Source organism: Amycolatopsis granulosa (assembly GCF_011758745.1).
Lineage (GTDB): Bacteria > Actinomycetota > Actinomycetes > Mycobacteriales > Pseudonocardiaceae > Amycolatopsis_E > Amycolatopsis_E granulosa.
Map to the genome: position 1 here is coordinate 1,013,549 of NZ_JAANOV010000001.1, position 12,207 is coordinate 1,025,755.

At 72.7% G+C, this 12,207-nt stretch carries 12 protein-coding genes; 3 read left to right on the forward strand and 9 right to left on the reverse strand.

Annotation, left to right across the window (positions count from 1 at the left end; translation table 11 throughout):
- Positions 1-44: 44 nt before the first annotated feature.
- Positions 45-671 (reverse strand): NUDIX domain-containing protein, encoded by a 627-nt coding sequence (locus FHX45_RS04955; protein WP_167097049.1) that lies wholly within the window; start codon positions 669-671, stop codon positions 45-47.
- A complete protein-coding gene (locus tag FHX45_RS04960) occupies positions 668-2,368 on the reverse strand; it encodes a CTP synthase (RefSeq protein ID WP_167097051.1) in 1,701 nt (566 codons plus the stop codon). Before FHX45_RS04960 ends, FHX45_RS04955 begins: the two co-directional genes overlap by 4 nt.
- Positions 2,369-2,465: 97 nt before the next feature.
- On the opposite strand from FHX45_RS04960, the gene aroA reads away from it, so the two are divergent.
- Entirely contained in the window at positions 2,466-3,755 is a 1,290-nt protein-coding gene (gene aroA / locus FHX45_RS04965; protein ID WP_167097053.1) for a 3-phosphoshikimate 1-carboxyvinyltransferase, read from the forward strand.
- Here the strand turns inward: aroA and FHX45_RS04970 are convergent.
- Positions 3,745-4,572, reverse strand: coding sequence for an LLM class flavin-dependent oxidoreductase (locus FHX45_RS04970; RefSeq protein WP_167097055.1), 828 nt, complete (start codon positions 4,570-4,572; stop codon positions 3,745-3,747). The genes aroA and FHX45_RS04970 overlap by 11 nt on opposite strands.
- A gap of 391 nt (positions 4,573-4,963) precedes the next feature.
- Here FHX45_RS04970 and FHX45_RS04975 point away from each other — a divergent pair, with 391 nt between their 5' ends.
- Complete coding sequence (locus FHX45_RS04975; protein WP_167097057.1) at positions 4,964-5,512, forward strand: SUKH-4 family immunity protein; 549 nt, start codon at positions 4,964-4,966, stop codon at positions 5,510-5,512.
- 106 nt (positions 5,513-5,618) lie between these two features.
- Positions 5,619-6,131 (forward strand): LLM class flavin-dependent oxidoreductase, encoded by a 513-nt coding sequence (locus tag FHX45_RS04980; RefSeq protein ID WP_167097058.1) that lies wholly within the window; start codon positions 5,619-5,621, stop codon positions 6,129-6,131.
- 66 nt (positions 6,132-6,197) lie between these two features.
- Here FHX45_RS04980 and FHX45_RS04985 read toward each other — a convergent pair whose 3' ends face one another.
- The 6 genes from FHX45_RS04985 to FHX45_RS05010 form a co-directional block, all read right to left on the reverse strand.
- The gene (locus FHX45_RS04985) at positions 6,198-7,145 is read right to left on the reverse strand and encodes a copper transporter (protein ID WP_167097060.1); all 948 of its coding nucleotides are present in this window, start codon (positions 7,143-7,145) and stop codon (positions 6,198-6,200) included.
- Positions 7,142-8,326 (reverse strand): putative cytokinetic ring protein SteA, encoded by a 1,185-nt coding sequence (gene steA, locus FHX45_RS04990; RefSeq protein ID WP_167097062.1) that lies wholly within the window; start codon positions 8,324-8,326, stop codon positions 7,142-7,144. Before steA ends, FHX45_RS04985 begins: the two co-directional genes overlap by 4 nt.
- 102 nt (positions 8,327-8,428) lie before the next feature.
- The gene (recN, locus tag FHX45_RS04995; RefSeq protein WP_167097064.1) at positions 8,429-10,219 is read right to left on the reverse strand and encodes a DNA repair protein RecN; all 1,791 of its coding nucleotides are present in this window, start codon (positions 10,217-10,219) and stop codon (positions 8,429-8,431) included.
- 46 nt (positions 10,220-10,265) lie between these two features.
- Positions 10,266-11,177 carry an NAD kinase gene (locus tag FHX45_RS05000; RefSeq protein WP_167097066.1) on the reverse strand — a complete coding sequence of 304 codons (912 nt, stop codon included), beginning with the start codon at positions 11,175-11,177 and terminating at the stop codon, positions 10,266-10,268.
- Positions 11,174-11,983, reverse strand: a complete 810-nt coding sequence (locus FHX45_RS05005) for a TlyA family RNA methyltransferase (RefSeq protein ID WP_167097068.1) — start codon at positions 11,981-11,983, stop codon at positions 11,174-11,176. The genes FHX45_RS05000 and FHX45_RS05005 overlap by 4 nt, the downstream gene beginning before the upstream one ends.
- A 4-nt stretch (positions 11,984-11,987) precedes the next feature.
- Positions 11,988-12,206 (reverse strand): hypothetical protein, encoded by a 219-nt coding sequence (locus FHX45_RS05010; protein ID WP_341771354.1) that lies wholly within the window; start codon positions 12,204-12,206, stop codon positions 11,988-11,990.
- Between the last annotated feature and the right edge of the window lies 1 nt (position 12,207).

Below are 12,207 nucleotides of genomic sequence, written 5' to 3' on the forward strand. Positions count from 1 at the left end.
CGGAAACCGGCAGAACATGCACGCCGACACCCTAGAGGGTCGGTTCAGGAAATGCGATCGGCGAACCTCGTGGGCCGGTCCCGCCACGGCGCGTCAGCCGGGCGGGCCGGGGCTGCGTGGTGGACCACCGCGTGCGCGGCGAGCACCCCGCCCACGGTCGCGCCGTTGACGATCTCCCCGGACAGCGTCATCCGCACCGCCTCGGTCAGCGGCACCCGGTGCACCACCAGGTCGGCCTCCTCGTCGCCGAGGACCTCCCGGTCGACCGGGGTGAGGTCGCGGGCCAGGAAGACGCGCACCACCTCGTCGGTGAACCCGGGTGAGGCGGCCACGTCGACCAGCGTCTCCCACCGCCCGGCGGCGAGCCCGGCCTCCTCGGCCAGCTCGCGCCGCGCGGCCGCCACCGGATCCTCGCCCGGGTGGTCGAGCAGCCCCGCGGGCAGCTCCCAGATCCGCCGCCCCAGCGGGTGCCGGTACTGGTGGATCAGCGTGACCGCACCGTCGGCGTCGACCGCGGCGATGGCGACCGCGCCGAGGTGCTCGACCACCTCGCGCTTGGCGGTGCCGCCGCCGGGCATCGCGACCTCGTCGATGCGCAGGCCCACCACGCGTCCGATGTGGACGTCCTTGCTGGACACCACGCGGAACTCGTGCTCGCCGGGCCTGCTCAATGCGCGCTCACGGTCGGCTCGGGCAGCTCGACCGGCAGCCGGTCCGCCGTGCGGTAGCGGACGACGGCGTCGATGAACGCGTCGAACAGCGGGTGCGGCCGGGTGGGACGGCTCTTGAGCTCGGGGTGCGCCTGGGTGCCGACGAAGAACGGGTGCACGTCCGCGGGCAGCTCGACGAACTCGACCAGCCGGTCGTCCGGCGAGGTGCCGGAGAAGACCAGGCCGGCGTCGGCGAGCCGCTTGCGGTAGGCGTTGTTGACCTCGTAGCGGTGCCGGTGCCGCTCGGACACCTCGGTGCCGCCGTACGCCTTGGCGACCTGCGAACCGGGCTTGAGCCTGGCCGGGTAGGCACCCAGCCGCATGGTGCCGCCCATGTCGCGTTCGCCGGCGACCACGTCCTTCTGGTCGGCCATCGTGGAGATCACCGGGTGCTCGGTGGTCTCGTCGAACTCCGCGGAGTTCGCGCCTTCGATGCCGGCCAGGTTGCGGGCGGCCTCGATCACCATGCACTGCAGGCCCAGGCACAGCCCGAGCACCGGGATGCCGCGGGTGCGGGCGTAGGTGATGGCGCCGATCTTGCCCTCGATGCCGCGCACGCCGAACCCACCGGGCACCAGGACACCGTCGACGTCACCGAGCGCGGCAGCCGCACCGGCCGGGGTGGTTGCCCGGTCGGAGGCGACCCAGACGATCTCGACCTTGGCGCGGTGGGCGAACCCGCCGGCGCGCAGGGCCTCGGTGACCGAGAGGTAGGCGTCGGGCAGGTCGATGTACTTGCCGACCAGCGCGACCCGGACGGTCTCCGACGGGTTGTGCACGCGGTCGAGCAGGTCGCCCCACACCGTCCAGTCGACGTCGCGGAAGGGCAGGCCCAGACGGCGCACGACGTAGGCGTCCAGCGCCTCGCGGTGCAGCACCCTGGGGATGTCGTAGATGGACCGGGCGTCCGGGCACGCGATGACCGCCTCGGTGTCCACGTCGCACATCAGGCCGATCTTGCGCTTGAGGTCCTCGGGCAGGTCGCGGTCGGCGCGGCACACCAGCGCGTCCGGCTGGATGCCGATGTTGCGCAGCGCGGCGACCGAGTGCTGCGTCGGCTTGGTCTTGAGCTCCCCCGACGGCGCGAGGTAGGGCACCAGCGAGACGTGCAGGAAGAAGCAGTTGTCCCGGCCGATCTCGTGCCGCACCTGCCGGCAGGCTTCCAGGAACGGCAGCGACTCGATGTCGCCGACCGTGCCACCGACCTCGGTGATGACCACGTCGGGCTGCTGACCGGTGCCGTCGGACTCGGCGACCGCCATGATGCGCCGCTTGATCTCGTCGGTGATGTGCGGGATGACCTGCACGGTATCCCCGAGGTACTCGCCGCGGCGCTCCTTGGCGATGACTTCGGAGTAGACCTGGCCGGTCGTGACGTTCGCCGAGCCGGAGAGGTCCCGGTCGAGGAAGCGCTCGTAGTGGCCGATGTCCAGGTCGGTCTCGGCGCCGTCCTCGGTGACGAAGACCTCGCCGTGCTGGAACGGGTTCATCGTGCCCGGATCCACGTTGAGGTAGGGATCGAGCTTCTGCATCGTGACCCGCAGGCCGCGAGCGGTGAGGAGCTGACCCAGGCTGGAGGCCGTCAGGCCCTTACCCAGGGAGGAGGCGACGCCCCCCGTGACGAAAACGTACTTGGCTGTCCGCGGCTGAAGTCCCACGGGCTTCCACCTTATCGCACCGGGCCCCGGACGCTCGCCCGCCGCGCCCACGTAGTTCGATAGGTCACGTCAGAAGTTCGCGCGTGAAAGAGGCACCGTGTCCCAGTCCACCGCTTCCCCGCTCACCTGGACCGCGCCGGTCGCGCCCGGACCGCTCGACGCGACGGTGCGCGTGCCCGGCTCCAAGTCCATCACCAACCGGGCGTTCGTGCTGGCCGCGCTGGCGGACGGGCCGACGCTGGTGCGCGCGCCGCTCGACTCGCGGGACGCCCGGCTCATGCTGGGCGCGCTGGAGGCGCTCGGCGGCGGCTGGGAACGGCAGGGCGACGACGTGCTGATCCGCCCGCTGGTGCGCGGCCCGGCCGAGCCCGCGCGGGTGGTGCTGGGCAACGCGGGCACCGTCGCGCGGTTCACGCCCGCCCTGGCCGGGCTGGGGTCGGCGCCGGTGACGTTCGACGGCGACGAGGCGATCCGCCGGCGCCCCATCGCGCCGCTGCTCGCCGCGCTGCGTGAAGCGGGCGCGGACATCGACGACGACGGCCGCGGCGCGCCTCCGTTCACCGTGCGCGGGCACGGCGGCCTGGCGGGCGGCCCGGTGGGCCTCGACTCGAGCGCCTCCAGCCAGTTCCTGTCGGCGCTGCTGCTGGCCGGCCCCGCGTTCGACGCCGGGGTGACGGTGCGGCTGACCGGCGGGACCCCGCCGAGCGAGCCGCACATCGCGATGACCCTGGACATGCTGCGCCGGTTCGGCGCGGCGCCGGAACGCGACGGCCAGGAGTTCCACGTCGGCCCGGCGCGGCTGTCCTGCCCGGACTTCACGGTCGAGCCGGACCTGTCCACGGCGGCGCCGTTCGTGGTCGCGGCGGCGGCGGCCGGCGGCACGGTACGCCTCGCCGGCTGGCCGGAGCACTCGACCCAGCCGGGTGACTGGCTGCGCAGCCTGCTGGTGGAACTGGGCCAGCGGGTGGAGCTGACCGCGGAGGGCCTGACGGTCACCGGGACGGGCGAGATCCCGGGCGCCCGGCTCGACCTGCACGAGGTGGGCGAGCTGACCCCGGTGATCGCCGCGCTGCTGTGCTTCGCCGACGGCCCGTCGCTGATCTCCGGGGTCGCGCACCTGCGCGGGCACGAGACCGACCGGCTGGCCGCGCTCGCGACCGAGTTGTCCGCGCTGGGTGCCGGGGTGACCGAGACCGCGGACGGCCTGGCGATCACCCCGGCCCCCCTGCACGGCGGTGTGTTCCACACCTACGAGGACCACCGGCTGGTGATGGCCGGTGCCGTGCTGGGGCTGCGGGTGCCCGGCGTGGAGGTGGAGGACCCGGCGACGGTCGGCAAGACCTTCCCCGGGTTCACCGGCGCCTGGACGGCGATGCTCAGCCGATGACGTCGGCCAGGCGGCCGGCCTGGTCCGGGTCGCTTCCCCAGCAGTAGAGCACCAGTTCGTCGGCGCCGAGGTCGGCGAACTGCTTCGCCGTCTCGCGGATCTGCTCCGGTGTGGTGAGCATGCGCTCGGCGGTCTGCCGGGCGTAGTCGCCGGTGAAGCCGTAGTACGTCAGGATCGCCTCGCGCGCCTCGTCCACACCGGACCCGAGCGCGACGTTGACCTGTGCGACCAGTCGCGGCCGGCCGTCCCGGCCCTCGTCCGCCCAGAACTGCCCGACCTTGGCGAACAATGACCCGGCCCACTGGACCGGGGCGGCACACAGGAAACCGTCACCCCACCGCGCGACCCGGCGCAGGGCGGCGTCGGCGAACGCGCCGAACAGGACCTCGGGGCCGCCGTCGCGGGCGGGCGCGGGCCCGATCCCCTCGGCGCCGGACCAGATCCGCCGCATGCGGTCCATCTGCTGGTCGAGGACGCGGCCGCGGCGACGCGGATCCGTCCCGGTGGCCTCGTGGTCGTCGTCGCGCCCGCCGACCCCGAGCCCGAGGGTGAACCGGCCGCCGGAGAGACGATCGAGGGTGGCGGCCTGCTTGGCGAGCAGGGCGGGTTCACGCAGCGGTGCCAGCAGGACCTCGGTCTGCAGGCGCACGCGCGTGGTGGCGCCCGCGAGCAGGGCGAGGGTGACCAGCGGTTCGGGGTTGTCGTAGACGACCCGGTCGAGCAGGCCGAGCGTCCGGAACGGGCCCTCGTCGGCGCGGCGGGCCCAGTCGATGAGGGATTCGGGCCTGCCGATGGGCAGGCCGAGACCGTAGTGCACGTGTTCCTCCGAATACGGGCGTGATGGGTGTTGTGTGCCGCCCGCTCCGGGCCGGTCGTGGTGCTGCCGCTGCGGCTGTCGTTCGGTGGCAAGCACGGCCGCGTGGAGTACGTTCGAGCCTAGCGGAAGATCGACTGGGGAGGGACGGCAGTCGTGAATGATCGTCGATTCGGGTTCGGGCTGCTGGTGCCTGACGCGGCCAGGACGCAGGCACCCGTGCCGTTGGCTGTCCAGCGCTGCGACGATCGGCTGCTTCTCTCCGTGGGACGCCAGAGCCCACCAGGCGAGACCGGAAGCGTGGCATGAGATGCCTACGCAGGGTTCACCCCGCGCGACCCCTGCGCTCAACCGAGTCCGTCCGCCAGCGCCGGGCAAGAAGAAAAAGAAAGAAATGATCACACACCAGGACATGGTCGATCTTTATGGTCGCGACAACGTCATCACTTTGACCCACCAGGAAGTTGACCGACTCGGGGTAGCGCCCCGGGATGCAGAGGTTCTGACAACTGTCGGGCTTCCCCGCATGAGTGCACCATTTTTTACGACCGAAACACAAGGGGGACCCGAGTTCCTTCGAGTCATCGATGTGACCACCCGTGACGGAAAGAAGCATCGCGAGGTGATTGTCGGCGGTCCTCCCGGCGATTCCGGAATGCGGTTCTCGCTCTCGGCCTACGAGAGGTTCGTGATGCTGGTGCAATTAGACGGAACGAAGCCCCGGGGTGAGGTGGTGAACAACAATCTTGGCGAATTCGTGGAGTTCCTCTACCGAATTGAGATGTTCACTCAGGACGTCGCCTCCGATCCGACCGTCAAGGAACAACTATTTGATGACCTTGAGGGTGCGTTGACGGGCATCGACCCGTTCTCCTTTGAGCTGCCGGAGAACTGGTGGGCCATGGCGCTTCGTCAACTCGGCGGACGCGACCTGGGGATTTAGCCAGGCCCATCCGCTCCGGCCCCGCCCGCAGTGCCCCGGAGGCAGGTGCGAGCCCGGGCTCGACGCCGACGGGGCGTACGCGGGCGGCACCGCGGAGCTGCTGGGTGTGCCCTTCGGCAGCCCCGGCGACCGGGTGGCTCAGGTGGGCGAGGCGATCCGGACGGTGCGGAAGCTGTTCGCGGACGGCACGTTCACGCCGGTGCAACGGCCTGCACCGCCGATCCTGGTCGCCGGTGCCGGTACCCGGCTGCTGCGCCTGGCGGCCGAGGAAGCCGACATCGTCGCCGTGCACGCGGGCCGGGACAACACCGAGGACGGTCTGCGTGCTCGCCTGCCGGTGCTCCGGGAGGCCGCCGGGTCGCGGTTCGACGAGCTCGAGCTGAGCGTGAACGTGTTCGCGGTCGGCGACGGCCCGATCCCGGAGCGGCTGCGGCAGTTCGGCATCGACCCGGCGGCCGGCCGGGACAACTCGCACCTGTCCGTGCTGTCCGGTGACACGGCCACGGTGGTGGACCTGCTGCGCCGGCGACGGGACGAGTTCGGCCTGTCGTACGTGACGATCAACGCCGGCGCGCTCGACGCGGCCGCCCCGGTCGTCGAAGCCCTCGCCGGCACCTGAGGGCTTGGTGCCCAGCCGGGCCGGCCGGGCACCGAGCCACACGGTATAGGTCGTTATACAGCAGCCTCAGCTGCCGGGCGGAGCCACGCCCGGCGCCGGCGACTGCGCGTTCCCGGCGATGCCGTACCGTCCGGTACCGCCGTCGAGCTGCTCCTTGAGCGCCAGCACCGTGCCGATGCGCCCGGCGGCCGTGTTCACGTTGTCCACAGTGGACAAGATCGAGGTCGCCGAGGTGTCCGCCCGCACGAACCCGATCGCGCCGGTACCCCCGGCCGAAGCGGGGTCGCCGGCGAGCACCGCTCCAGCGCCGGACCGGTCCAGCTGCGTCGCGAACCGGGCCAGCGTCGCGGCCTTGTCCCCGGCCCCGTCCCCGGTCGCCTGGCCACCGGTGAGCACCAGGGCCAGCTGCCCCGGGCCGATGCCCGGGCTGGCCTTGACGAACCCGCCGTCGGACAGGCCCGCGATCGCCGCCGCGAGCTCGTCCGGTGTGGACTGCGGCTTCGCGGTGTCCTTGTTGAGCAGCAGCACCGAACCCACCAGCGCCCCGGCCAGCGTGCCCGGGTCACCCGCGGTCGGGAAGGTCGACCCGGCGGGCTGCAGCCGGGTCACCACCTGACGCAGCTGGTCGGCCTTCACCGGGTCGGTGAAGGAGTCGGTCAGCTGCAGCTCCCCCGACACCCGCGCCCCGGAGGATTCGATGAGCTGCCGCACCGCGTCACGGTCGGCCGGGCTCGCTTCCTGCGTGGTGATCAGCACGACTGAACGGCGGTCCAGTGCTCCGGCCACGACCTTCGGGCCGAGCGAGCCGGCGAAGGCGTCCGCATCGGCCAGCCGCGCGTTGAGCTCGTTGCGCTGGGCCTGCAGATCGGACACCTGCGCGGCGAGCTTGCCCTTCTCGTCGGACAGCCCGGACAGCAGCGTGCCGTTCAGCGCCGTCGACCCGAGCACGACGCCCACGGCCAGCGCCAGGAACACCGCCGCGATCGAGACGATGTGGTACCGCAGAGAAATCACGTGAAGAGCCCCTTGACCCAGCTTGCGAAGGAATCCCAGGTGGAACGCGCCCAGTCCAGGTAGGCCCCGCCCACGTCGGACACGAGCAGCGCGGCCGCGACGGCGACGAGCGCGGCGAGCACGAGCAGGACGACCGCCGCCGGCGACACCCGGCTGCGGTGCAGAGCGGCGACGGCCTTGCCGTCGACGAGTTTCGTGCCGAGCTTGAGCCGGGTCAGGAACGTCGACGGGTTCGACCCGGACCGGCCGTGGTCGAGGAACTCCCGCAGCGTCGCCTGGAACCCGACGGTCACCACGAGTCCGGCCTCGTGGGCGTCGGCGAGCAGCAGCGCCAGATCCTCCGGGTTGCCGGACGCCGGGAAGGTGACCGCGCCGATACCCAGGTCCTGGATCCGCGCCACGCCCGGCGCGTGCCCGTCCGGCTGCGCCGGCACGACCACCTCGGCGCCGCACTTGAGCGTCTCGGCGTCGATGCCGTAGGGGTCGCCGACGATGATGTCGGGCTGGTGCCCCTGTGCCCGCAGCGTGTCCGCGCCACCGTCCACTCCGACCAGCACGGGCCGGTGCTCGGCGATGTACTTCTTGAGCGCCCGCAGGTCCTCGGCGTGGCCCTTGCCCGGGGCGACGACCAGCACGTGCCGGTCGCGCAGCGGCACGCGCACCTCGGGGACGCCGACACCGTCGAGGATCAGCGTGCGCTCGCGGCGCAGGAACTCGATGGTGTTCGCCGAGAACGCCTCCAGCTGGGTGGACATTCCCGCCTTGGCCTCGATCATCTGGTCGGCGACGCTCTCCGGCGTCTGCTCGCTGCCGCTGGCCATCTGCCGGTCGCCCGCGTAGAGGACGCCTTCGTGCAGCCGGACGCGGGTGCCGTCCTTGACCCGGCGCAGCACCTCGCCACCGACGTTGTCCACCAGCGGGATGCCCGCGTTGACCAGGATCTCCGGCCCCAGGTTGGGAAACCGCCCGGAGATCGACGGCGACGCGTTGATCACGGCCCCGACCTGCGCCTCGACGAGCGCGTCGGCGGTGGCGCGGTCGAGGTCGATCTGGTCGAGGACCACGATGTCACCGGAACCGACCCGCCGGATCAGGTCGCGCGTGCGCCGGTCCACCCGGGCGACGCCGACGATGCCGGGGAGGGCCTCGGTGTTGCGGTGGAGCAGACCGGGAAGCTTCATGTGTCCGATGGTGACAAACGAACACCGATGTCCGTTCGCAACACGCCGTGCACGACCCGGTTTCTCGCCGTGATCCCGGCAGAGACCGGTGCGTGTGGACGGTCAGCGCTTGGCGCGTTTGCCCGGCTTCGTGCGCGGCCCGGCCGCCTTCTGCTTGTCCGCGTCGGCCACCGCGAGCAGTTCCTCCGCGTGCGCGCGGCCGGTCTCGGTGCTCTCCATCCCGGCGAGCATGCGGGCCAGCTCGACCACCCGCTCGGACTTCTGCAGCTTCTTCACCCCGCTGCGCGTGACACCGCCCGTCGTGCCCTTGTCCACGACCAGGTGCCGGTCGGCGAACGCCGCCACCTGCGGCAGGTGGGTCACCACGAGCACCTGGTGGGTGCGGGCCAGGCGGGCCAGCCGCCGTCCGATCTCGATCGCCGCGCGGCCCCCGACGCCGGCGTCGACCTCGTCGAACACCAGCGTCTGCACGGTGTCCGCGTCGGCCAGCACGACCTCGATCGCGAGCATCACCCGGGAGAGCTCCCCGCCGGAGGCGGCCTTGTGCACCGGCATCGCGGGCGCGGCCGGGTGCGCCTTGAGCATCAGCTCGACGTCGTCGACGCCGGAGCTGCCGGCGTGCACCAGCTCGCCGTCCACCCGCAGGGCCTGCGGATCGGCGGAGTCGGTGGCGCGTCGGCTGACGGTCACCTCGATCTGCGCCTGGCCCATCGCGAGGCCCGACAGCTCCTCGGTGACCGCACCGGCCAGCTCGGCGGCCGCGGCGGACCGGGCCCGGGACACGGCCGCGGCGTGCCCGGCCAGTTGGGCGGCGAGCTCCTCACGGCGGGCGGCCAGCCCGGCGAGCGCTTCCTCGGAGGTGTCCATCGACGCCAGCCGCGCCCCGGCGTCCTCGGCCCAGGCCAGCACACCGTCGATGTCGGCCGCGTACTTGCGGGTCAGGGTCTTCAGCTCGGCCTGCCGGGCGAGGATCTGCTCGAGCAGGCCCGGGTCGGCCTCCAGCCCGTCAAGATAGCCGCCCAGCTCCGCGCCGACGTCGTTGAGCAGCATCTCGGCCTCGGCCAGCCGCGGCTCGAGGTCGCGCAACGCGGAGTCGTCGGAGCTGCCCAGCCGCCGCCGGGCCTCACCGATCAGCCCCAGCGCGCCCGGCTGGTCCGGGTCGCCGTCGGCGGCACCGGAGACCGCGGCCTGCGCGGCGCTCGCCGCGGCGCGCAGCTCCTCGGTCGCGGTGAGCCGCTTGACCTGCTCGGCCAGCTCCGCGTCCTCCCCGGGCTTCGGGCCGACCGCGGCGATCTCGTCCAGCCCGTGCTTGAGCAGGTCGGCCTGCTGTGCCATCTCACGCGACCGGCTGGTGCGCTCCGCCAGCTCGGCGGCCACCGCGAGCCACTCGTCGCGGACCGCGCGGTACTCGCGCAGCGGCTCGGCCACGTCGTCCCCGGCGAACCGGTCGAGCACGTCCCGCTGCTCGGCCGGCCGCAGCAGCCGCAACTGGTCGTTCTGGCCGTGCACGGCCAGCAGCCGGTCGGCCAGGTCGGACAGCACGCTCACCGGGACCGAACGGCCGCCCAGGTGGGCGCGGGAGCGCCCGTCGGCGCCCACCGAGCGCAGGGCGATGAGGCTGCCGTCCTCGTCGGTCTCACCGCCCGCGTCGGCCACGATCCGGGCGACGTGCTCGGCGAACACCCCCTCGAAACGTCCTTCGACGCTCGCCTTCCCGGAGCCGTTGCGGACCTTCGACGCCTCGGCGCGCCCCCCGGACAGCAGGTGCAGCCCGGTGACCACCATGGTCTTGCCGGCGCCGGTCTCGCCGGTGACCACGGTGAATCCCGGGTGCAGTTCGAGCAGGGCGTCCTCGATCACTCCGAGGCCCTGGATGCGCATCTCGGCCAGCACGCAACCACCGTAGCGGTCCGCGCCGACAATCCGCGGCGGACTCGCCTCAGCGCGCGTGCCGCTCCCGCCAGCTCTTCACCGGCAGCGCGAACTTGTGGACCAGGCGGTCGGTGAACGGTCCCGGGTGCAGGCGGGCCAGCCGCACCGGGGTCTCCCCCGCCACGACCTCGACCCGTGCGCCGCGCGGCAGCGCGATGTGCCGCAGTCCGTCGCAGGTCAGGATGGCCGGTGAGCCGAACGGGTCGACGCCGACGGTGATCACCGAATCCTTGGACACCACCAGCGGGCGGGAGAACATCGCGTGCGCGTTGCTGGGCACCACCAGCAACGCTTCGACGTCCGGCCAGATGACCGGGCCGCCCGCGGAGAACGCGTAGGCGGTGGACCCGGTCGGCGTGGCACACAGCACACCGTCGCAGCCGAAGGCCGACACCGGCCTGCCGTCCACCTCGATCAGCGCGTCGAGGATCCGTTCGCGGGTGCTCTTCTCGACGCTGGCCTCGTTGAGCGCCCAGGTACGCGCGACGACCCGGCCCTCGACGGACACCGTGACGTCGATGGTCATGCGCTCTTCGACGGTGTACTCGCGCGACACCACCCGCTGCACCGTCTCGGTGAGCGCGTCGGAGTCGGCCTCGGTGAGGAACCCGACGCGGCCCAGGTTGACGCCCAGGACCGGCACCCCGGCGGGGCGGGCCAGCTCGGCCGCCCGCAACAGCGTGCCGTCGCCGCCGAGCACCAGCACCAGTTCGGCACCGCGCGCCGGGTCGTCGGCCGGCGCGACCAGCGTGCACAGCTCCGCCAGGGAGTCGTGCTCGATCAGCTCCTTGACCTCGTCGTCGATGACGCGCAGGCCGATACCGGCCTCGGCGAAGCGGGTGGCGACCTCGCGCGCGGCGTCCTTCGTCGTCTCGCGGTCGGGGTGCATGACCAGCAGCACCTCGCGGCTCTCGCTCACTGGGGACCCTTCCCGACCGCGTCGCGGACCAGTTGCTCCATCTCGCCCAGCGGCGCCGGGTCACGGCGCAGCCAGGCGAAGTACTCGACGTTGCCCGACGGCCCGGGCAGGGGGCTCGCCACGACGCCGTGCGGGTGCAGGCCCAGCGTGGCGGCGGAGGCCAGGACGTCCAGCACGGCCTGGACGCGCAGTTCCGGGTCGCGCACCACGCCGCCGCTGCCGAGGCGGTCCTTGCCCACCTCGAACTGCGGTTTGACCATCGGCACCAGGTCGGCGCCGGCGGTGGCGCACGCCGCGAGCGCGGGCAGCACCAGGCGCAGCGAGATGAACGACAGGTCACCCACGACCAGGTCGACCGGCCCGCCGCACTGCTCCGGAGTCAGGGTGCGGACGTTGGTCTTGTCGAGCACGACGACGCGCTCGTCGGTCCGCAGGCGCCAGTCCAGCAGGCCGCGGCCGACGTCGGCGGCCACGACCTGGCGTGCGCCGCGCCGCAGCAGCACGTCGGTGAACCCGCCGGTGGACGCGCCCGCATCCAGGCACCGTTTGCCGGCCACGGACAGCCCGGCCGGTTCGAAGGCTTCGAGCGCGCCGAGCAGCTTGTGGGCGCCGCGGGAGGCCCAGCCCGGGTCGTCGGCGTCCTTCACCACGATCGGCGCGCCCGGTTCCACACCGGTGGCCGGTTTGGTGGCGACCATGCCGCGCACCGTCACCTTGCCCTCGCTGATCAGCGTGCTGGCGTGCTCGCGGGAGCGGGCGAGTCCGCGGCGCACCAGTTCGGCGTCGAGGCGGGCCCTGCGGGGCATCGCCTCACACCTTGTCGATGCTGGACAGGGCCGAGGTCAGCGCGGAGTGCACGGCGTCGAAGCGGTCCACGTGCTCACCGAGCGGGACCCGGTCCAGGTCGTCGAGCGCGGCCATGGCCTCCTCGATGCCGGCGCTGGGGTCGGCCGGGACCGCGGGTGCCGGCGGTGGCCCGGGCACCGGGCGCGGCGGCTGCGGAATGGGTTGGTGCTGCACGGCCACCACG

What these genes read in the sequence shown, in the direction of transcription:
- FHX45_RS04975 (WP_167097057.1), top strand. Translation starts at nt 4,964, where the DNA reads ATGATCACACACCAGGACATGGTCGATCTTTATGGTCGCGACAACGTC.
- steA (WP_167097062.1), bottom strand. Translation starts at nt 8,326, where the DNA reads ATGAAGCTTCCCGGTCTGCTCCACCGCAACACCGAGGCCCTCCCCGGC.
- FHX45_RS05005 (WP_167097068.1), bottom strand. Translation starts at nt 11,983, where the DNA reads ATGCCCCGCAGGGCCCGCCTCGACGCCGAACTGGTGCGCCGCGGACTC.